Here is a 21,491-nt window from a genome sequence, read left to right as displayed (position 1 = left end):
ACCACGGAGACAATGCCATGTGGCGCAACTGGTCGGGATATGTCTGCAGTCCTGATGCAACCGTGTCGAAGCCTGCGTCGCACGCCGGGCTCGCGGCCGTGCTGCGCGACGCGGCGGCAGCCGGCGTCACCGTGCGCGCGGCCGGCGCCGGTCATTCGTTCTCGCCGCTCGTGCAGACCGACGACGTGATCCTGTCGCTCGACGCGATGCAGGGCGTGATCGACGTCGACCGCGACCGGCGCGTCGCACGCGTGCATGCCGGCACGCGGCTATGGGCGCTGGGCCCGGCGCTCGCCGCGCACGGCCTCGCGATGGAGAACCTCGGCGACATCAACGTGCAGTCGATCGCCGGCGCGACCAGCACCGGCACGCACGGCACCGGCATCACGCTCGGCAACCTGTCGACGCAGATCGACAGCCTGGCCTTCATGTGCGCGGACGGCAGCGAGATCCGCGCGAGCGCCGACACGCATCCCGACCTGTTCGCGGGCGGCCGGATCGGGCTCGGTGCGCTCGGCGTGCTGACCGAGATCGGCCTGCGCCTCGTACCCGCGTTCAAGCTGCGCCTCGAGCGCGGCGGCATGCCGCTCGACGATTGCCTCGCGCAAGCGGATGCGCTGATCGCCCGGCATCGCTCGTTCGAGTTCTACTGGTTCCCGCATACGGACACCGTGCTGACCAAGGCGTGGGACATGACCGACGAGCCGGCCGACTCGGTGCACTGGGTGAGCCGCGCCTCCGAGTCGTTCCTCGAGAACACGGTGTTCGGCGCGTTGTGCGGGCTCGGCCGGCGCGTGCCGTCGCTGTGCCCGGCGTTGAGCCGGCTGTGCGCGTCGACCGTGTCGGCCGGCCGGCACGTGGATGCGAGCTACGCGATGCTGTCGTCGGTGCGCCGCGTGCGCTTCAACGAAATGGAATGGTCGGTGCCGGCCGAACGCGGCGCCGACGCGCTGCGCGAAATCCGCGCGTTCATCGCGCGCCGCAGCTTCCCGCTGATGTTCCCGATCGAATACCGGTGGGTGCGCGGCGACGACATCTGGCTGAGCCCCGACTACGGGCGCGACAGCGTGCGCATCTCGGTGCACCAGTATCGCGGGATGCCGTTCGACGCGTACTTCACGGGCGTGCAGGCGATCTGCCGCAATCACGGCGGGCGGCCGCACTGGGGCAAGGTGCATGCGATGAAGGCCGCCGAGCTGGCGGCATGCTATCCGCACTGGGACGATTTCCTCGCGCTGCGCGAGCGGATGGACCCGCACGGCCGCTTCCTGACGCCGTACCTGCGCACGCTGTTCGGCCTGACGCAAGACGCAAGCGCAGCCGCCACCGCAACGGCGCGCGCCACGCCGCCCCACCGAGGGATACACCCGATGCACAAAACGGCCGGCGTCACACACGATCGGCCGCGATCCAGCCAGGAGGCCTCATGAGCACCGCCCCCCTGCACGCGGCCGCGCAGTCGCGCCCCGATCCGTCGACGGGCGCCGTCGTTCGCCTTGCGCTCGCGTTCGCGGCGGCCACCAACGGCCTGATCCTGTCGCCGTTCCTCGTTGCGGCCGTGATGACGCGCTTCCGGCTCGACGAAGGCACCGCGACCGCGCTCGTGAGCGCCGAGATCCTCGGCATCGCGATCAGTTGCGCACTGCTGTCGCACCGGATCGCGCGCGCCGCACGGTCGTTCACGCTGGCCGGCCTGGTCGGCACGATCGCCGGCCAGGCGCTCGGCGCGGTCGCGCCCGGCATCGTGTCCGCGGCGGTCGCGCGCGGGATGACGGGGCTGTTCGAAGGGATGCTGTTCGTCGTCGTCGCCTCCGGCGTGTCGCAGCGCGCATCGACCGACCGCCTGTGGGGGCAAATCAACCTGCTCGCGGGCGTCATCAACGGCGGCATCCTCGTGCTGATCTCCACGTTGCCGGCCGCCTGGCTCGGGCGCTGGGTGTTCGCGCTGCTGGCGGCCGTCGTCGCCATGCTGGCACCCGCGATCCGCGGTATCGACGCGTTCGCGAGCGCGCCGGCGCAGACCCGCGTGCGCGCCGGCACGCTGCCGTGGCGGCCGGTGATCGCGATCTGGGTCGTGACGGCGCTCGTCTACGGCGTACAGGCGTCGCAATGGGCGATCGCCGGCTTCGTCGGCGAGCGTGCCGGGCTGTCACCGACGACGATCGGCGTGCTGCTGTCGGTGTCGTCGCTGCTCGGCTTCGTCGGCGCGGCGATTCCGTCGCATCCGGCCAGCCACCCGCACCGCCTTGTGCTGATCTGGGCCGCGCAGCTCGCGATGATCGCGTCGATCGAATGGTTCTTCGGCGCGCGCGGCGGCAGTGCGTACTTCCTGAGCCAGTTCGTGCTGAACAGTGCGTTCTTCGTGATCGTGCCGTTCCTCACCGGCATGCTGTCCGACGTCGACCCGGACGGCTCGCTGGTCGCGCGCACGCTCGTCGTCACGTTCTTCGCGGCCGGTATCGGCACCGCGCTGTCGGGCGCGCTGCTCGGCCGTTTCGGCGGCACGCGCGTCGCCCACGTGCTGTGCGTGGCCGTGCTGGCCGCCGCCCCGTTCGTGCGGCTTGCGCTGCGCCGCGCGGCGCCCGGTGCGGTGGCGAGCGCGTCGCCGTCGCCCTGACCGCAGTGCGCCATGGCGTGGCCGCGACGCACCACGAGAATGGCCGCCGCGGCCTTGGCCCGCGCAAATTTGGCTTTCTACATTCGTTCACGACGGTGCGAGCCGTCCGCCCCCTGTTCGATGCGGAGTCCAGAGTAATGAATCGTCACGATAGCGTTCGCGCCGCGTGCTGCGCGATGATGGCCCTGGCCGGTACCGGCGCACACGCGCAAAGCAACGTGACGCTGTACGGCGTGATCGACGCGGGCATCCGCTACGAAACGCACGGCGTGTCCTACGGCGCCGACGGTTCGCCGGTGTCGACGGGCCGCAAGATCTCGATGGCCGACGGCGGCGGCCTGACGGAAAGCTACTGGGGCCTCAAGGGGCAGGAGGATCTCGGCGGCGGGCTGTCCGCGCAGTTCAACGTCGAGAGCCACTTCGGCCCCAACAGCGGCAGCATCGTGCCGGCCGGCTCGCCGAACTTCTTCGAGGTCGCATACGTGGGGCTGACGTCGACGTCGCTCGGCCAGCTCACGCTCGGCCGCCAGTACAACGTGCCGTTCGAGATGGTGTCGCTGACCTACGGCTCGAACCTGTGGGCCGGCCCGCAGGATCCGTACTTCAACCTGTTCAAGCCGGAGCAGACGATGCTCGCCGGCTCGCGCACCAGCAACATGATCCAGTACGGCGCGCAGCTCGGCAGCCTGTACCTGCTCGCACAGTATTCGCCCGGCGGCCATGCGGGCGGCGGCGTGCTCGGCGGCCAGGCCGGCGCGGCGGTCGCGTATGCGCCGGACAAGGGGCCGTTCACGGTCGGCGCATCGTTCATGCGCAGCTGGGACGACGTCACGCACGGCAAGTTCGACGTGTACGGCGGCGGCGGCTCGGTGACGCTCGGCAACGCGACCGTCAACGCCGGCTATATCGAGAACGCGCGCGACAACGACTTCACGTCGTTCGCGAACGGCCCGTTCAGCCCGACCGATCTCGCCGCGCTCGGCATCATCTCGCCCGCGCAGGTGGTCGATCCGTCGGTGCCCGGCGGGTTCCGGCGCCGCAAGATGGCGCTCGCGGGGCTGACCTACCGGTTCACGCCGGCGTTCACGGCCGCCGTCAACGCATGGTGGACCACGCAGTCCGGCTACACGCCGGATTTCGACGGCCGCGCGCGCCAGTTCCAGGTGATCGCCGGCTACAGCCTGTCGAAGCGCAGCATGCTCTACGCGGAAGTCGACTATGCGATCTATCGCGGCGGCCTGGTCGGCACGCAACTGGTCGGCATCAACGGGCAGTCGCCGAGCACGAGCACCACGCAGCTCGGCGCGACGGTCGGCCTGCGCCACTACTTCTGAAGCGGGGCCGCGCAGGATGTGGGCGATCGCGGCCGGGGCGGCAGCGGGTCTCCGGCCGGGCGGGACGAGTACAATCCATGGAAAAAAATACGGAGCATCCATGGACGAACCCGACCGTTATACGACGGCGAATCTGCCGGTCCATCTGTTGCGGTGCCTCGCGGAGACAAGCAAGGAACTGGGCATCGATCCCACGCGGCTGTGCCTCGGGCTCGGCTTCGACGTCGCTGACCTGTCGAATCCGTCGTGCCGGATTTCATTGCGCCAGGCGAGCACGATGATCCGCCGCGCGCTCGACATGGCGCCCGGGCGGGCGCTCGGCCTCGAACTCGGCACGAGCGAGACGATCGCGTCGATCGGGCTGGTCGGCTATGCGATGCTGACGAGCCCGACGCTGAAGGACGCGATCGTGGCCGGCATCGAGCTGCAGCGCCACACGGGGCCGCTGATGCGCTTCGACGTGGTCTCGGATGCGCGCACGCTGTCGATCCGCGCGACCAACGTATTCCTCGAAGCCGACATCGAGGCGTTCCTCGTCGAGGAAGCGTTCGGCAGCTTCATGAAGATCGGGCGCTCGCTCGTCGGCCCCGCGTTCCAGCCGAAGGGCGTCGATCTCAGCTATCCGCCGCCGGCCTATGCGGAGCAGTACGCGCGCGTGTTCCCGTGCCCGGTGCGGTTCGAACAGGAGCAGAACCTGTTTTCATGCGACGCCGCGCTCGGCAACCGCCCGATCGCGACCCACGATCCGCTCGCGCATCGCCAGGCGCTCGAATTCCTGCAGGATGCGCTGCCGCCCGAACCCGAAGGCACCGAATTTCTCGAATCGATCGAACGGATCATGCGGCGCGACCTGCGGCATGCGCCGTCGCTCGCGGCGATCGCCGCGCAACTGTGCATGAGCGAGCGCACCCTGCGGCGGCGGCTTGCCGACCAGGGCGTGTCGTATCAAACGGTGATCGACACGATCCGCCGCAAGCGCGCGTTCACGCTGCTGAGCAACCCGCGGCTGTCGATCGAGGACGTCGCGCACGAAGTCGGGTTCAGCGATGCACACAACTTCCGGCGCGCGTTCAAGCGGTGGACGGGGCACGGGCCGCGGGAAGGGCAGCGGCCGGCGTAATTGCCTCGCCGAGCGGCTGCGATTACGTTACGCCGCCCCCGCGAGTGAACGATCGAGCGCCACGAGCGTTTGATACAGCACGCGCGTGCCATCGAGCAGTTGCTGCGGCTCGATCCATTCTTCCGGGCAATGGCTGCGGCCGCCCAGGCACGGAATGAAGATCATCCCGATCGGCCCAGTCGGCGCGACGTATACGGCGTCGTGCCCCGCGCCGCTCGGCAGCCGCATGCTCGGATAGCCGAGCTGCGTGGCCGCCTGTTCGACCGCGTCCATCACGAGCGGCTGGCAATCGGTCGGCCGCGCGCGGCTCACGTGCTCGGCGCGCGCGCTCAACCGCAACCCGTCGAGCCGCGCGGCCGCACCGGCCAGCAGCGCCTCGGGGAAAGCGTCGAGCACCGCGTCGCTGTCGCTGCGCACTTCGAGCATCAGCTCGACATGCCCCGGCACCGCGTTCGGCACGTTCGGCGTCGTCGCGATCCGCCCGATCGTCGCGACGACGTAGTGCGGATTGCCCGACAGCGCCGACGCGCGCGCATGCGCGGCCTCGATCAGGTGCGCGGCGCCGACGAGCGCGTCGCGACGGATGTCCATCGGCGTCGTGCCCGCATGGTCGGGCTGCCCGGTCACGGTGATCAGCACGCGCCGGATGCCGACGATGTTGGTCACGACGCCGATCGGCAAGCCGCGCGTCTCGAGCACGGGCCCCTGTTCGATATGCAGCTCGACGAACGCGGCCGTGCTGCCCGGCGCACGCAGCGGTTCGTGCAGCGCGTCCGGGTTGCCGCCGATGCGTCGCAATGCATCGGCGAGCGTTTCGCCTTCGGCGTTCGTTGCGCGCAGCATGCCGGCGTCGAGCACGCCCGAGAGCGCACGGCTGCCGACGCACGAGATGCCGTAGTCGCTGGGTTCTTCGGACAGGAAGTCGATCACCTCGAACGGATGGTCGAGCACGACCCCTTGCTCGTTCAGCGTATGCGCGACCTCGATGCCCGCGAGCACGCCAATGATCCCGTCGAAGCGGCCGCCGCCGACCACCGTGTCGCAATGCGAGCCCGTGACGAGCGGTTTCGTGCAACGGCCGCTGCCTTCGCGGCGGCCGATCAGGTTGCCGCCCGCGTCCATCGACACGGCAAGGCCGGCTTCGGCAAACTGCGCGGCGAGCCATGCGCGCGCCTCCGTGAACAGCGGCGAGAACGCGCGGCGCGTCCACGGGACGTCGGGCCGCGTAAAGCGCGCCAGTCGCTCGACGCGCGCGTTCAGGCGTTCGGCGTTCAGCGGCGGGAAGACTGTCGGATTCATGCATGCTCCAGTTGCGTGGCGATCGACCGGTTGCCGTGCGGCTTCAGGAAGCGGCCCGAGCCCGCCGGGTTGACGATGCGCTCGCCGTCGTACACGAGCGCGCCGCGGCAGTACGTGGCGGCGATCCGCACCGTGAATTCCATCCCTTCGAACGCGCTCCATTGCACGGCCGACAGGCTGCGCGACGGATCGAACGCATGACGCTCCGGCGTGAGGATCACGAAATCCGCATCGGCGCCGATATCGAGCGACCCTTTGCGGTCGTCGAGCAGGAAATGCCGCGCGGGGTTCGTCGCCAGCAGCTCGGCCACCCGCGTCGGCGCGATGCCATGCTGCTCGCAGCCGGTCCAGAACGCCGGCAGCAGCGTTTCGAGCCCCGGGCCGCCCGACGCGTTGCGAAACACGTTCGGGTCGCCCTTGCGTTCGAGCCCCCAGCTCACGTGATCCGACGACACGAACGTGCATTCGCCGCGCGCGATGTGCGTCCACAGCCGTTCCTGCTCGGCGCGCGGCCGGATCGGCGGATAGTGCTTGGTTTTCGCGCCGAAGCGCTTCGTATGCGTTTCGTGGTCGAGCATCAGGTACTGCACGCAGGTCTCGATGCTCGCGCGGTGGCCGGCCTGCCGGAACATGTTGCACAGCGCGAAGCCACGCGACGTCGACACGTGCACCGCGTGCGCGCGGGCGCCCGTTTCCGCGCCGATCTCGTAGATCAGCGCGGTCGCGAGGTTCTCGATCAGCGGCGGGTGCGCGCGCAGGAATGCGTCCCAGCCCGTGTCGCCGGCCTCGATCATCCGCGCGACGTTCTTGCGCGTCATGTCCTGCATCTGGTTGTGCACGCCGCATGCGAGGCCCGACGGCGCGATCAGCCGGAATGCGTCGTACAGCACGTCTTCTTCGACGCGCGGGAACCGGCCGGGCGTCGCCTCGAACGTCGAGAACTTGAACGCGCACACGCCGCCGTCGATCAGCCCGGCCGCCGCCTCGAGGCCGTGTTTCGCGTTGAGCGTGCCGTACAGCGCGACGTCGACGTGGCAATCGCGTTCGGCTTCCGCGATCTTCCGGTCGAGCTGCGCGCGCGACGCAACCGGCTCCGGATCGTCGTACGGCATGTCGACCATCACCGTCACGCCCCCGGCGGCGGCGGCACGCGACGCGTGACCGAGCCCCTCCTGGTTCGCCTGGCTGGCCGCATGCACCTGCCCGTCGACGACGCCCGGCAGCACCCACTGCCCGCGCGCATCGATCGTGTCGCGTGCCGCCGGCGGCGCGCCCGTGCCACGTGCGGCGATCCGCCCGCTCCTGATCGCGAGCCAGCCGTCGTCGACCACCTCGCGCGCATCGACCAACCGGCCGCGCACCACCTGTTCGAATTCGCTCATCTGCGCCTCCTGCTTTTTTGATCACGAGCAGTTTAGGCAGCGCTCTGCCAGAATGTCTCATGCCGATTTATCGCCCCCACATAACATGGAGTTAAGGCTGTGCGTCTGAACCTGCGCCAGATCGAGGTGTTTCGCGCCATCATGCTGACCGGCTCGATCAGCGGCGCCGCGAAGCTGCTGCACGTATCGCAGCCGGCTGTCTCGCGGCTCATTTCGTATGCCGAGCAGCGGCTCGGCCTCGCGCTGTTCGAGCGCATCAAGGGGCGGCTCTACCCGACGCCGGAAGCGCAGCGTCTGTTCGTCGAAGTGAACGCGGTGTACCAGGGCGTGCAGCGCGTCAACGAAATCGCGGAAGACCTGATCGAGAACCGGATGGGCCACCTGCGCATCGCGTGCAGCCCCAATCTCGGCCAATCGCTGCTGCCGCGCGCAATCGCCGCGTTCTACGAACGTTTTCCCGACGTGCGCATCATCCTGCACACGATGATCCCGAACGTGCTGCTGCAGGCGGTGCTCACGCAGCAGGTCGAACTCGGCATCGCGTTCCTGGAAGACACGCACCCGAATGTCGAAAGCCAGCGCCTCTATGAGAACCGGATGGTCGCGGCCGTGCCCGCATCGCACCCGTTCGCGCGCCGCAAGACGCTGGCCGTGCGCGATCTCGCGAACCAGCCGCTGATCGGCTATGGCAGCGACATCCCGCTCGGGCAGCTGGTGCGGCGGCTGTTCAGCGACGAAGGGCTCGTGCCGCAGGTCAAGATCGAAGTGCAGCAGGCGCATGTCGCCTGCGCGCTCGCACAGGCCGGCACCGGCATCGCGCTGATCGACGAGCTGACGGTCGCGGGCCCGGTGTGGCCGCAGATCGTCGTGAAGCCGATCGTGCCGACCATTGCCGCGCCGGTCAGCGTGCTGCACCCCGTGCTTGCACCGCTGTCGCGCCTCGCGCACGAGTTCATCGACACGCTGCACGCGCTCTCCGCCGACGCGTGAATTTCGTTGCCCGAACAGGCTGAAACCATTGCCCAGCCTGCGTTTCGCCGTCCAGCCGACAGCGGCGGATTACCCCGTTCGCCATCCGGCGTTCAAGCGTCACCGGGATTACCCTACGCTTAACATCGCGTTATGAAGTCTCCATAAAATAGCAATAACGCTCAATATTCGGCGTCCCTAGAATCGTTTGGACAGTACCGCCACACAAGGCTTTCCGGCCGGCGCGTACAGCCCTTTTCCTCTCTCAGGACAAACGACACATGGGACGCATTCTGTCTTCGAAGGACGTCGAAGCCGCCGTCAAGGGCGGTTCGGTTTTCGCATGCGGCGGCGGCGGCTGGGCCGACCACGGCCGTGAACTCGGCACGCTCGCGGTCACGATCGGCCGCCCCGAACTGGTGACCATCGACGAGTTGCCGGACGACGCGTGGATCGCCACGGCCGCCGCGATCGGCGCGCCGGGCGGCCTCACCGACTGGCAAATGCTCGGCGCCGACTACGTGAAGGCCGCGCAACTCGTGCAGGACGCGCTCGGCGCGCCGCTCGCGGGGCTCATCATCGGGCAGAACGGGATGTCGAGCACGCTGAACGCGTGGCTGCCGTCCGCGTTGCTCGGCACCAAGGTGGTCGACGCGGTGGGCGACATCCGCGCCCATCCGACCGGCGACATGGGCTCGCTCGGGCTCGCGTCGAGCACGACGCCGATGATCCAGGCGGCGGCCGGCGGCAACCGCGCACAGCACGCATACATGGAAGTGGTCGTGCGCGGCGCGACCGCGAAAGTATCGCCGGTGCTGCGCAAGGCGGCCGACATGGCGGGCGGCTTCATCGCGAGCTGCCGCAACCCGATTCGCGCGTCGTACGTGCGCCAGCATGCGGCGCTCGGCGGCATCGGCCGTGCGCTCGCACTCGGCGAAGCGATCATCGACGCCGAGCGGCGCGGCGGCCGCGCGGTGATCGACGCGATCTGCGCAGCCACGCACGGCGAGATCATCGCGAGCGGCAAGGTCGAGCGCAACACGCTCGAATACACGCGCGAAGCGTTCGACGTCGGCCTCGTCTACCTCGGCAGCGGCGCGCAGCGCGCGGTCATTCATGTGATGAACGAACACATGGCGGTGGACGACGCGCACGGCGCGCGGATCGCGACCTACCCGGACGTGATCACGACGCTCGATGCCGAAGGCCGCCCCGTCAGCGCGGGCCAATTGAAGGAGGGGATGGAGATCCACGTGCTGCGCGTGGCGAAGGCGCACATTCCGCTGTCGTCGTCGGTGTTCGATCCTGCCGTGTATCCGCCGGTCGAAGCCGCGCTCGGCATCTCGATCGCCGACTATGCGCTCGCGCGCTGAACGGGGGGCGCGATGACGAACCAGATGACCCGCACCTTCGAAGTCACGTCCGGCACCACGCTGCGCTGCAAGGGCTGGCGCCAGGAAGCGCTGCTGCGGCTGCTCGAGAACGTACTCGCCGTCGGCGAGGATCCCGACCAGTTGATCGTCTATGCGGCGCTCGGCCGCGCGGCGCGCGACTGGCCGTCGCACGACGCGATCGTGCGCACGCTGAAGACGATGGACGAGAACGAGACGCTCGTCGTGCAGTCCGGCAAGCCCGTCGCGCTGCTGCGCACGCATGCGAGCGCGCCGCTCGTCGTGATGGCGAACTGCAACCTGATCGGCCAGTGGGCGAAAGCCGAGCACTTCTACGAACTGGAACGGCGCAACCTGATCTGCTGGGGCGGCCTCACGGCCGGCGACTGGCAGTACATCGGCTCGCAGGGCGTGATCCAGGGCACCTACGAAATCTTCTCGCGGATCGCCGAGCGCCATTTCGACAACGACCTGCGCGGGCGCTTCATCCTGACGGCCGGCCTCGGCGGCATGGGCGGCGCGCAGCCGCTCGCAGGGCGGATGGCCAACGCGGCGACGCTCGTCGTCGAGATCGACCAGACGCGCATCGACAAGCGGCTGCAGATCGGCTTTCTCGAGCGGCAGGCGCGCGATCTCGACGAGGCACTCGCACTGATCCGCGACGCGCAGGCCCGGCGCGAGCCGATCTCGGTCGGCCTGCTCGGCAACGCGGCCGACGTGTTCCCGGCGATCCTGGCGCGCGGCGTCGTGCCGGACATCGTCACCGACCAGACGGCCGCGCACGATCTCGTGTACGGCTACGTGCCGTCGGGCTACACGCTGGACGACGTTCGCGCGCTGCGCGACAGCGACCGCACGAAGCTGATGGACGCGAGCCGCGCGTCGATCGTGCGGCACGTCGAAGCGATGCTCGGCTTCAAGGATCGCGGCGCGATCGTGTTCGACAACGGCAACCTGATCCGCACGCATGCGAAGGACGGCGGCGTCGCACGCGCGTTCGAGATTCCGGTGTTCACCGAAGCCTTCCTGCGGCCGCTGTTCTGCCGCGCGATCGGCCCGTTCCGCTGGATTGCGCTGTCGAACGACCCGAACGACATCCGCGTCATCGACGACTACCTGCTCGAACACTTCCCGGATAACCGGATCGTCACGAACTGGATCCAGAAAGCGCGCGAATGCGTGCCGTTCGAAGGGCTGCCGGCACGCATCGCATGGCTCGGCCATGGCGAGCGCACGCGGCTCGCGCTGGCGGTCAACGCGATGGTGCGCGACGGCGTGCTGGCCGGGCCGGTCGCCTTCACGCGCGACCACCTCGACGCCGGCGCGATGGCGCACCCGAACATCATGACCGAGAACCTGCGCGACGGCTCCGATGCGGTGGCCGACTGGCCGCTGCTGAACGCGATGATGAGCTGCTCGTCGATGGCCGATCTCGTCGCGATCCATTCGGGCGGCGGCGGCTACAGCGGCTACATGACGAGCGCGGGCGTCACCGTCGTCGCCGACGGTAGCGCAGCCGCGGACGAGCGGCTGACGCTGTCGATGACCAACGACACCGCGCTCGGCGTGATCCGCTACGCGGACGCCGGCTACGAAGAAGCGCTCGACGAAGCGCAACGCAAGCAGATTCCGCATATCCGGCTGTAACGGCCGGCTCGCACGACGACAGGACAGGAGATCGAAGTGAAGCAAACCGCGGTTCCCCTCGACACGGCCGATGCCGTGTCGCCCCCTACCTCGAGTGCCGGGCGAGCGATCGCCGCGGCGTCGATCGGCAACGCGCTGGAGTGGTACGACTTTTCCGTCTACGCGTTCTTTGCCGTGTATATCGCGCAGAACTTCTTCCATCGCGGCGACACGGGCACCGAGCTGGTCGAGGCATTCATGGCGTTCGGGATCGGCTTCATCGCCCGGCCGCTCGGCGCGCTCGCGATCGGCGTGTACGGCGATCGCGCAGGCCGCAAGGCCGCGCTGACGCTGACCATCCTCGTGATGGCGGCCGGCACCGGCATCATCGCGTTCGCGCCGCCGTACACCGCGATCGGCGTCGGCGCGCCGCTGCTGATCCTGTGCGGCCGCCTGCTGCAGGGCTTCTCGGCCGGCGGCGAAGTGGGCGGCGCCGCGGCGTTCCTGATCGAGCACGCGCCGGCGGACCGCAAGGGCCGCTACGCATCGTGGCTGCAGGCCAGCATGGCCGCGTCGAACATCCTCGGCGCGCTGGTCGCCACCGCCGTGACGCTCACGCTGTCGCGCGAACAGATCGGCGACTGGGGCTGGCGGATTCCGTTCATCCTCGGCCTCGCGATCGCGCCGGTCGGCCTGTGGCTGCGCAAGACGCTCGACGAAACGCCGCATTTCCGTGCGGAGATGGCGCGTGCCGCGCATGCGCCGGCCGAACGCAAGGCGCCGCTGCTGCAGGTTGTGCGCGACTATCCGCGTGCGCTCGTGGTCGGCACCGGGTTCTCGGTGCTGTGGGCCGTGTGCGTGTATGCGCTGGTGATCTACATGCCGACCCACGTGCAGCGCGCGCTGCACTTCGACGGGCGCGATGCGTTCATCGCGTCGCTGGTCGGCAACTGCCTGATGGCCGTCACCTGCGTGTGCGCGGGGAGCTGGTCGGACCGCATCGGCCGGCGCACGGTGCTGACGGCCGGTGCCGTGCTGATGCTCGTGTCGGTATATCCGCTGCTGCACTGGCTCGCCGACGTGCACACGCTCGCTGCGCTGATCGTCGTACAGAGCGCGTTCTGCGTGATGGTCGCGATCTTCACGGGCGTCGCGCCCGCCGCGCTGTCGGAGCTGTTCCCGACCAAGGTGCGCGCGACCGGCATGTCGCTGTCCTACAACATCGCCACGACGATCTTCGGCGGCTTCGCGCCCGCGATCCTCGCGTGGCTTACGCAACGGTCGGGCAACCCGTTCGCGCCCGCCTGGTATGTGATGGCCGCGAGCGTCATCGCGCTCGCGTCGATCGCCGCGCTGTCTTCCACGTCACGTCACGCCTGAAACCGGAGAACTGCTTCATGCAACGCTTCCTCATGCGGAGCGCGATCGCGCTCGCGCTTTTCGCCGCCGTCCCGGCCTTCGCGGACGTCACGCTCGACGGCCGGTCCGTCACGCCCGAATCGATCGCGCGCATCGCCGACGGCGAAGCCGTGTCGATCGCGCCGGCCGCCCGCCAGCGGGTCGTCGCCGCGCACGACGTGCTGCTGAAGGCGGCCGCGGCCGGCCAGCAGATCTACGGTCTGACGGTCGGCGTCGGCCTCAATAAAGACCGCGAGATGGTCGACGCGCACGGCAAGCTGAGCCAGGAGGTCATCGATGCGTCGATGCGCTTCAACATCGGGCTGATCCACGCGCACTCGGGCAGCGTCGGCCCCGACATGAGCGTGCGCGTGGCCCGCGCCGCGATGGCCGCACGCCTGAACGCGATGCTCGACGGCGGCGCCGGCGTGCAGCCCGCGATCGTCGATGCGTACGCGCAGTTCCTCAATCGCGGCGTCACGCCAGCGATGCCGGCGGACGGGTCGATCGGCGAAGCCGACATCACGATCCTGAGCCACGTCGGCCTCGCGATGCTCGGCGAAGGCGACGTCTATTACCAGGGCCGCAAGGTCGCGGCCGCCGATGCGCTGAAGTCGGCCGGCATCGCGACGATTCGCCCGTACGGCAAGGATGCGCTCGCCATCCTCAGTTCCAACGCGTATTCGGCCGGCATGGGTGCGCTGGCGCTCACCGACATGGCACGTCTCGCGCAGGTGTCGAAGGTCGTGTTCGCGCTGAGCCTGCAGGGGCTGAACGGCAACGTATCGCCGTTCCGCGAGGACACGCTCGCGCTGCGGCCGTTCCCGGCCACGCGGCACGCGGGCGCGGCGCTGCGCACGCTGCTCGCGGGCAGCAGCCTGTGGAACCGCGATCCGGACCGGCCGTTGCAGGATCCGCTCAGCTTCCGTTCCGGCGTCTATCTGCTCGGCGAAGAGGATCGCACCTACGACGAAGCGCGCACGCTGCTGCAGGTGCAACTCAATTCGAGCGACGACAATCCGGGCGTCGCGGTGGGTGTCACGCCGAAGTCGAACCGCGTGCAGGATGCGGCCGGCTACGTCGACGGCGGCGGCGCGGTGCTGCCGAGCGCGAACTTCGAGCCGCTGCCGTGGGTGCTTGCGTTCGAGCAACTCGGGCTCGCGCTCGGCCACAATGCGCTCGCGTCCGCGCAGCGCATCGTCAAGCTGAACGACCCGCACCTCACCGGCCTCTCGCGCTTCCTCGGCACCGAGGAAACCGTGCACGCGTTCGGCGCGATGGAAAAGCCGCCGACCGCGCTCGCGATGACGGTGAAATCGCTCGCGATGCCCGTGTCGCTCGACTACCTGCCGGTTGCCGGCGGCATCGAGGACGTCGCGACGAACGCGCCTCAAGTCGTGCAGCGCGTGCAGCAGCAGATCGACGCGAGCTATACCCTGCTCGGCCTCGAACTGATCGAAGCCGCGCAGGCGATCGACCTGCGCCAGCGCAAGCAGCCGTCGTTCACGCTCGCGCCGGCCACGCAGCCGCTGTACCGCGCGCTGCGCACGAAGGTCGCGTTCCTCCAGCGCGACCGCCCGCTCACCCCCGACTTCCGCGCCGCCGATACGCTGCTGCGCGCGTATCGCGACTGAGCGGCGCACCGCCCTTCCTTCGTTTCACCCCTTAGCTGCTGCACCCGCCGCCGCGATCGTCGTTTGATTGCGGCGGCGGGCACGTCCGCACGTTCGTCATATCGCCCATTCGCACGCAACCGCATCGCACCACCGCTCGCCGCCTTTCAACCACTCCGCACCGGAACATCATCATGAAAAAACTCCTGTTCGCGCTGCCGCTCGCCGCGGCCGCCACCGCCCACGCGCAAAGCAGCGTCACGCTGTACGGCATCGTCGAAGACGGCGTCGACTACGTGTCGAACGTGCAGGGCAAGCACCTCGTGCAGCTCGCGTCGGGCGTGACGGCCGGTAGCCGCTGGGGCGTGCGCGGCACCGAGGATCTCGGCGGCGGCCTGAGCGCGATCTTCCGGCTCGAAAGCGGCTTCGACATCAACTCGGGCCGGCTCGGCAGCGGCCTCGCGTTCTCGCGCAACGCGTACGTCGGCCTGAATGACACGAAGCTCGGCACGCTCACGCTCGGCCGCCAGTGGGATTCGATCGTCGACTACGTCGAGCCGTTCACGCTGAACGGCAACATCGGCGGCTATTACTTCGCGCACCCGAACGACATGGACAACACCGACAACGGCTTCCCGATCTCGAACGCGGTGAAGTACCGCAGCCCGACGATCGCCGGCGTCACGTTCGGCGGCCTCTATGCATTCGGCGGGCAACCCGGCCGCTTCTCGGACAACGCGACGTTCAGCGTCGGTGCAAGCTATGCAGCGGGCCCGGTCGGCTTCGGCATCGGCTATCTGCGGATCAACAACCCGGGCGTGTCGACACAGGGCTACCAGAACTATCCGGGCTTCACGAACGCGATCTACGGCAACTACCTCGATGCGGCACGCGCGCAGAAGGTGTTCGGCGTGGGCGCGTCGTACCAGGTCGTGCAGTGGCTCAAGCTGCTGGCCGACTTCACGAACACGAACTTCCAGCAAGGCAGCGCGGGGCACGACGCGACGTTCCAGAACTACGAGCTGTCGACGCTGGTCACGCCGTCGCCGGCCGTGACGATCGGCGCGGGCTATACATACACGACGGGACGCGATCACGCGACGAACGCGGAGCCGAAGTATCACCAGTTCAACCTGAGCGTCGAATACGCGCTGTCCAAGCGCACGAGCGTCTATGTGATGGGCGCGTTCCAGAAGGCGGCGGGCGATGCGCCGGTCGCGCAGATCGCGGGCTTCAATCCGTCCGGCAACCAGAAGCAGGCGGTGGGCCGCGCCGGCATCCGGCACGCGTTCTGACGTTCGCGACGGCTGACGGTCAGGCGTGATGCCTGCCGTCAGCCGTTCGGCAAACGCGGCGAAGCATCGATGCAGCGCCGCTACCGATCCGCTTCCTTCACACCAATTGATCAGCATGCCTACTCAATCGAACCAGAACAAGTGCCGGCGACGCCATCGGCTCGCACCGGCAGTCAACCGCCGGCTGCTATCGACTGTCGGCGCCTCGGTGATCGCCTGCGCGATTGCGGACGACGCGACGGCCCAGTCGTCCGTGTCGCTGTATGGGCTGGCCGACGTGTACGTCGGCACGCAAAAGAGTCTCGGCAAGCCGCGCGCGTACGCGATGAATTCGGGCGGCTTCACGACGAGCTTCTGGGGGATCGGCGGCCGCGAGGATCTCGGCGGCGGCTATGCGCTGCAATTCGCGCTCGAAGCATTCATGCGCCCGTCGAACGGCGGCGCCGGCCGCTTCAGCGGCGATACGTTCTTCGGGCGCAATGCGTATGTCGGCGTCGCGACGCCGTACGGTGTGCTGCGCGCCGGACGCAACACGACGCCGTATTACATCTCCGTCGTGCGCTTCAACCCGTTCTCGACATCGTTCGGTTTTTCGCCGGCATTGAACCAGATGTACAAGGGCGTAGCGGGGCAGGGCCTCGTCGGCGACAACGGCTGGAGCAATTCGGTGTTGTATTCGACACCCGGCGAGCACGTACTGCAGGCGAGCCTGATCTATGCGACCGGCAACGCGCCGGGCCACACCGGCGCGAACCAGTGGGGCGGCAGCGTCACCTACGACGGGCACCGCGCGTTCAGCGCGACGCTCGCGTTCCAGCAGGCGAAGTACGATCGGACACCGGGCGACCTGAATGGGTCGATCGCCGGCTTCACGCAGCAGGACGCCGTGCTGGCCGGTGTCGGCTACGACCTGAAGTTCGTGAAGTTCACCGCGTTCTACCAGTACGTGCACGACGCGATCGACGGCGGCGGGCTCGGCACGCATAGCGGGCAAGTGGGCGCGGCGGTGCCGCTCGGCTTCGGCACGGTGCTCGCATCGGTGATGGCCGCGAAAAGCCACGGCCGTGACCGCCCGTCGAGAACAACCTGGGCGCTCGGCTACGACTACCGGCTGTCGAAACGGACCGACGTCTACGTCGCGTACATGCGCGACCGCGCGAGCGGTTACGGGAACGGCGATTCGGCCGGGCTCGGCCTGCGCACGGCGTTCTGAGCCGGCACACGCCGGCGCGACGCCATGGCGCTTCGCGTGCGGCGTGTGACTGTGCGCGCACTTCCGCGTGCAGCAACAACACCGCGTCGCGCTTTTCGAGCAGATGCCGCCGCAGGATCGCCGCGAGCGCCTCCAGCGCCTTGAAGGTGTCGCCGGTCGACTCGTCATGCTGCGGGACGGCCGGCAGCTTCGGCGACGAAGCCGAGCATGACGATGCGTCGCAGGCGAAGGCCGAGCGGTCGCTGCGGCCGGCCCTGCATGCGCGGGCCGAAAGCGCGATCGTCGTCGCGGGCGGCGCACAGACGCAGGCTGTGCATGTGGCGAAGATGCCGGCGCGCGCGTTGCGAAACTGATGACGATCTCGACGTGCGGCACGCATCACGCCGACACGCCCGTCTCCGTCGCTCCGTCACTCCGACTCGCCGATCCCGCCCATCAGCATCATCAGCTGCTCGCGCAGCCACCGGCTGCCCTGATCCTGATCGGCGCTGCGGTGCCAGTAGCAGAAGTATTCGAGGCCCGGCATCTCGAACGGCAGTTCGAGAATCCGCGCCGGATAGCGCTGCAGCAGCCGCAGCGGCGCGGTCAGCGCGAGATCGCCGCGCATCGCGATCAGCGGCGCGACCATGTAGTGCTGCACGCGCATCTGGATGGTGCGGCGCAGCCCGAGTCGCGTCAGCTCCGCGTCGACGTGCCCGCTGCCCTTGCGGCGGCTCGACACGTGGATGTGCCCCATCGACAGGTAGTCGTCCATGGTGAGCGTGTCGCCCTTGAACGGGTGATCGTCGCGGATCATGCACGCATAGCGGTCGCGCACGAGCAGCGCCTGGTGCAGGTGCGGATCGCCGATCAGCGGCGCGTCGATCGCGATGTCGACGGAGCCGTTCGCGAGCGCGGTCGCGACTTCGCGGCGGTCCATCGTGTAGCTGCGCACGTGCATGCCGGGCGCATGCGTCTGCAGCAGTTCGCCGAGCGCGGGCAGCAGCAGCGCCTCGGTCAGGTCGCTCATGCTCATCCGGAACACGCGCGTCGACGACGCCGGATCGAACACGTCGCCTTCGTGCGCGCTCGAATCGAGCAGCTGCATCGCTTCGCGCACACGGCCGACGATGTTCTCGGCCAGCGGCGTCGGCATCATCCCGCCCGGCGTGCTGACGAACAGCGGATCGTTCAGGGTCTTGCGCAGCCGCGCCAGCGCGTTGCTGACGGCCGGCTGCGTGAGATTCAGCACCTCGGCCGCCCGCGTCAGGTTGCGCTTGGTGTAGATCGCGTCGAATACGACGAACAGGTTCAGGTCAATCTTCGAAAGGCGCATCGCCGGATCTCCTTGCCGGCATCTTACGGCGTGCGCCTCCCGTTCGTCCACGGCCCTGCGCATCCTGACGTGACGCTCAGGCACGCGGCGGCGGCGTCAGGTACGGGGCCGTCGAACCCGGCTCGCCGTCCTTGATTTCCATTCGCGCGATCGCCTGCAGGTGCACCTCGTCCGGGCCGTCGGCAAAGCGCAGCGCGCGGCCCCAGGTCCAGTGGTCGGCGAGCGGCGTATCGGGGCTCAGGCCCGCCGCGCCGAACACCTGCATCGCGCGGTCGCACACGTCCGTATAGACGGTCGGCACCAGCGCCTTGATCATCGAGATTTCCTTGCGGGCGGCCTTCGCGCCGACCTTGTCGATCATCCACGCGGCCTTCAGCACGAGCAAACGCGCCTGCTCGATCTCGATGCGCGAGCGTGCGATCCATTCGCCGACCGTGCCGTGCTTGTTCAGCGGCTTGCCGAACGCGACGCGCGACTGCGCGCGGTCGACCATCAGTTCCAGCGCAAGCTCGGCCGCGCCGATCGAACGCATGCAGTGGTGGATGCGGCCCGGGCCGAGGCGTGCCTGCGCGAGCGCGAAGCCGCTGCCTTCCTCGCCGAGCAGGTTGCTCGCCGGCACGCGCACGTTGTCGAACGTGATCTCGCAGTGCCCTTCCGGCGCGTAGTGATTGACCACCGTGATGTTGCGCACGATCGTCACGCCCGGCGTGTCGCGCGGCACGAGGATCATGCTCTGCTGCTGGTGCGACGCGGCCTCGGGATCGGTCTTGCCCATCACGATGAGGATCCTGCAGTTCGGATGCGCGGCGTTCGTGATGAACCACTTGCGGCCGTTGATCACGTACTCGTCGCCCACGCGCTCGATGCGCGTCGTGATGTTCGTCGCATCCGACGACGCCACATCCGGCTCCGTCATCGCGAACGCCGACCGGATCTCGCCGCGCAGCAGCGGCTTCAGCCACTGTTCGCGCTGCCCGGGCGACGCGAACATGTGCAGCAGCTCCATGTTGCCGGTGTCCGGCGCGTTGCAGTTGAACACCTCCGACGCCCAGCCCACGCGCCCCATGATCTCGGCGAGCGGCGCGTATTCGAGGTTCGTCAGGCCCGTGCCGGGCTCGTCGTCCTTCAGGTGCGGCAGGAACAGGTTCCACAGCCCTTCCGCCTTCGCGCACTCCTTCAGTTCCTCCATGAACGACACGGGATACTGGCCCGCGTGCACTTCCTCGTTCCACTGGCGGATGCGCGGCACGATGTGCGCGTCCATGAATGCGCGCACGCGGCTGCGCAGTTCTTCCACTTTCGGGGTGTAGCCAAAGTCCATGATCGACTCCTCGATTCCGTTTGTCCGGTTCCGTCAGAAGGCCGAGACACCGCCGTCGACGGCGACGGCCTGCCCGGTCAGATAAGTGTTTTCCTTCGCGCACAGCGTCAGCATCGTCGCGACGATTTCCTCGGGCCGGCCGAGCCGCTTCATCGGCGAGCCCTGCGCGAGAAAGTCCTGGCGGTCGCCGATATCGCTGTCGGTGACCATCGGCGTCGTGCTGTAGAACGGGCACACCGCATTCACGCGAATGCCGTGGCGCGCGTATTCGATGGCGGCCGTCTTCGTGAGCCCGACCACCGCATGCTTCGACGCCGCATAGGCCGCCAGCTTCGGCGCACCGCCGAGCCCGGCCATCGACGCGACGTTCAGGATCACGCCTTCGCGCTGCGCGAGCATCTGGCGGATCTGGTGCTTCATCCCGAAGAACACGCCCTTCGCGTTCACCGCGAAGCTCAGGTCGAGATCGGCTTCGTCGGTGTCGATCAGCGCCTTCATCGGCGGCGCGATGCCCGCGTTGTTGATGCCGACGTCGAGGCGGCCGAAACGCTCGGCCGCCGCGTGCACCAGCGATGCCACCTCGGCCTCGACGCGCACGTCGCAGCGCTGCGCGATCACGTCGGCGCCGGCCGCGCGCAGCGGCGCGGCCACGCGCTCGAGCGCGTCGCCGTTCAGGTCGCCAAGCGCGAGGCGCGCGCCCATCGCGGCCAGCTCGCTCGCGAGCAACGCGCCGAAGCCGCTTGCGGCGCCGGTGATCATCACGGCTTGTCCGGCATAGCTGTCGATCTTCATCGCGCGCTCAGATCGTCAGGCCGCCGTCGACGACGATGCACTCGCCGTTCGTGTAGCTCGCCGCGTCCGACACGAGGTACAGCACGGTACCGGCCATTTCGCGCGGCTCCGCGTGGCGGCGCAGCGGGATCTTCGCCATCCAGTTTTCGTAGATGTCCTTGTCGGCGAACAGCGCACCCGCGAACTTCGTCTTCGTGAGGCCCGGCAGCAGCGCGTTGACGCGGATGCCGAGCGGCCCGCATTCCTTCGCGAAGGCCTTCGTCATGTTGACGACCGCGGCCTTCGTGATCGAGTAGATGCCCTGCCGGTCGCCCGGCTGCAGCGCGTTCACCGATGCCGTGTTGACGATCGCGCCGCCGCCGTGCGTCTTCATCAGCTTGCCGGCCTCGACCGACATGAAGAAGTAGCCGCGGATGTTCACGTCGACCGTCTTCTCGTACGCGGCGACGTCGGTATCGAGGATGTGCCCGAAATACGGGTTCGCGGCCGCGTTGTTCACGAGGATGTCGAGGCGGCCGTGCTTGCCGCGGATGTGCTCGAACGTCGCGGCGATGTCCTCGAGCCGCCCGACGTGGCAGGCCAGCGCCTCGGCGCGGCCGCCTGCCGCGACGATCTCGTCGGCCACGGCCTGGCAGTCGTCGCGCTTGCGGCTCGACACGATCACGTGCGCGCCCTGCTCCGCGAGCAGTTTCGCGATTTCCTCGCCGATGCCGCGGCTCGCGCCCGTCACCAGTGCGATCTTGCCCGTCAGGTCGAACAGATTCGTTGCCATGTTGCTGTGCTCCTCCATTGATGTGTTGTCGTGC

At 68.6% G+C, this 21,491-nt stretch carries 18 protein-coding genes; 12 read left to right on the top strand and 6 right to left on the bottom strand.

Translation table 11 applies throughout. From position 1 onward, the window contains the following. Positions 1-17 precede the first annotated feature (17 nt). The 4 genes from B7G54_RS06205 to B7G54_RS06190 all read left to right on the top strand — a co-directional run bounded on the left by B7G54_RS06205 (position 18) and on the right by B7G54_RS06190 (position 5,071). Complete coding sequence (locus B7G54_RS06205) at positions 18-1,430, top strand: D-arabinono-1,4-lactone oxidase (protein ID WP_085038275.1); 1,413 nt, start codon at positions 18-20, stop codon at positions 1,428-1,430. After that, entirely contained in the window at positions 1,427-2,617 is a 1,191-nt protein-coding gene (locus tag B7G54_RS06200) for an MFS transporter (protein WP_085038274.1), read from the top strand. The genes B7G54_RS06205 and B7G54_RS06200 overlap by 4 nt, the downstream gene beginning before the upstream one ends. 137 nt (positions 2,618-2,754) lie before the next feature. Further along, positions 2,755-3,951 carry a porin gene (locus tag B7G54_RS06195; RefSeq protein ID WP_085038273.1) on the top strand — a complete coding sequence of 399 codons (1,197 nt, stop codon included), beginning with the start codon at positions 2,755-2,757 and terminating at the stop codon, positions 3,949-3,951. A gap of 100 nt (positions 3,952-4,051) precedes the next feature. Next, a complete protein-coding gene (locus tag B7G54_RS06190) occupies positions 4,052-5,071 on the top strand; it encodes an AraC family transcriptional regulator (protein WP_085038272.1) in 1,020 nt (339 codons plus the stop codon). 27 nt (positions 5,072-5,098) lie between these two features. Here B7G54_RS06190 and B7G54_RS06185 read toward each other — a convergent pair whose 3' ends face one another. Together B7G54_RS06185 and B7G54_RS06180 are read right to left on the bottom strand one after the other, a co-directional pair. Beyond that, a complete protein-coding gene (locus B7G54_RS06185) occupies positions 5,099-6,370 on the bottom strand; it encodes a Zn-dependent hydrolase (RefSeq protein WP_085038271.1) in 1,272 nt (423 codons plus the stop codon). After that, positions 6,367-7,752, bottom strand: coding sequence for a dihydroorotase (locus tag B7G54_RS06180; protein WP_085038270.1), 1,386 nt, complete (start codon positions 7,750-7,752; stop codon positions 6,367-6,369). Before B7G54_RS06180 ends, B7G54_RS06185 begins: the two co-directional genes overlap by 4 nt. A gap of 99 nt (positions 7,753-7,851) precedes the next feature. Between B7G54_RS06180 and B7G54_RS06175 the strand changes: the two genes are divergently transcribed. From B7G54_RS06175 to B7G54_RS06140, 8 genes are all read left to right on the top strand, one after another. Beyond that, positions 7,852-8,742, top strand: a complete 891-nt coding sequence (locus B7G54_RS06175) for a LysR family transcriptional regulator (protein ID WP_085038269.1) — start codon at positions 7,852-7,854, stop codon at positions 8,740-8,742. A 260-nt stretch (positions 8,743-9,002) separates the two neighbouring features. Continuing rightward, positions 9,003-10,094, top strand: coding sequence for a DUF917 domain-containing protein (locus tag B7G54_RS06170; RefSeq protein WP_085038268.1), 1,092 nt, complete (start codon positions 9,003-9,005; stop codon positions 10,092-10,094). A 24-nt stretch (positions 10,095-10,118) separates the two neighbouring features. Next, positions 10,119-11,759, top strand: a complete 1,641-nt coding sequence (locus B7G54_RS06165) for a urocanate hydratase (protein ID WP_085038413.1) — start codon at positions 10,119-10,121, stop codon at positions 11,757-11,759. A gap of 36 nt (positions 11,760-11,795) precedes the next feature. After that, the gene (locus tag B7G54_RS06160) at positions 11,796-13,118 is read left to right on the top strand and encodes an MFS transporter (RefSeq protein ID WP_085038267.1); all 1,323 of its coding nucleotides are present in this window, start codon (positions 11,796-11,798) and stop codon (positions 13,116-13,118) included. A 17-nt stretch (positions 13,119-13,135) separates the two neighbouring features. After that, complete coding sequence (locus B7G54_RS06155) at positions 13,136-14,770, top strand: HAL/PAL/TAL family ammonia-lyase (RefSeq protein ID WP_085038266.1); 1,635 nt, start codon at positions 13,136-13,138, stop codon at positions 14,768-14,770. A gap of 173 nt (positions 14,771-14,943) precedes the next feature. Next, complete coding sequence (locus tag B7G54_RS06150; RefSeq protein ID WP_085038265.1) at positions 14,944-16,044, top strand: porin; 1,101 nt, start codon at positions 14,944-14,946, stop codon at positions 16,042-16,044. Positions 16,045-16,159: 115 nt separating this feature from the next. Continuing rightward, on the top strand, positions 16,160-17,257 hold the full coding sequence (locus B7G54_RS06145) for a porin (protein ID WP_085038264.1): 1,098 nt from the start codon (positions 16,160-16,162) through the stop codon (positions 17,255-17,257). Positions 17,258-17,397: 140 nt separating this feature from the next. Beyond that, complete coding sequence (locus tag B7G54_RS06140; protein WP_175130442.1) at positions 17,398-17,610, top strand: hypothetical protein; 213 nt, start codon at positions 17,398-17,400, stop codon at positions 17,608-17,610. 56 nt (positions 17,611-17,666) lie between these two features. On the opposite strand, the gene B7G54_RS06135 is transcribed toward B7G54_RS06140, so the two are convergent. The 4 genes from B7G54_RS06135 to B7G54_RS06120 form a co-directional block, all read right to left on the bottom strand. Continuing rightward, positions 17,667-18,572 (bottom strand): LysR family transcriptional regulator, encoded by a 906-nt coding sequence (locus B7G54_RS06135; RefSeq protein WP_085038263.1) that lies wholly within the window; start codon positions 18,570-18,572, stop codon positions 17,667-17,669. A 76-nt stretch (positions 18,573-18,648) separates the two neighbouring features. Then, positions 18,649-19,893 (bottom strand): acyl-CoA dehydrogenase family protein, encoded by a 1,245-nt coding sequence (locus B7G54_RS06130; RefSeq protein ID WP_085038262.1) that lies wholly within the window; start codon positions 19,891-19,893, stop codon positions 18,649-18,651. A gap of 33 nt (positions 19,894-19,926) precedes the next feature. Then, entirely contained in the window at positions 19,927-20,685 is a 759-nt protein-coding gene (locus B7G54_RS06125; protein ID WP_085038261.1) for an SDR family NAD(P)-dependent oxidoreductase, read from the bottom strand. A 7-nt stretch (positions 20,686-20,692) separates the two neighbouring features. Further along, positions 20,693-21,457: an SDR family oxidoreductase gene (locus B7G54_RS06120; RefSeq protein ID WP_085038412.1), complete on the bottom strand. Its 765-nt coding sequence runs from the start codon at positions 21,455-21,457 to the stop codon at positions 20,693-20,695. Positions 21,458-21,491 lie beyond the last annotated feature (34 nt).

The sequence above is a fragment of the Burkholderia puraquae genome (genome assembly GCF_002099195.1).
GTDB classification, from domain to species: Bacteria; Pseudomonadota; Gammaproteobacteria; order Burkholderiales; family Burkholderiaceae; genus Burkholderia; species Burkholderia puraquae.
Note: the sequence above shows the minus strand (reverse complement) of the source record. Positions and strands in the feature narration are given on the sequence as shown.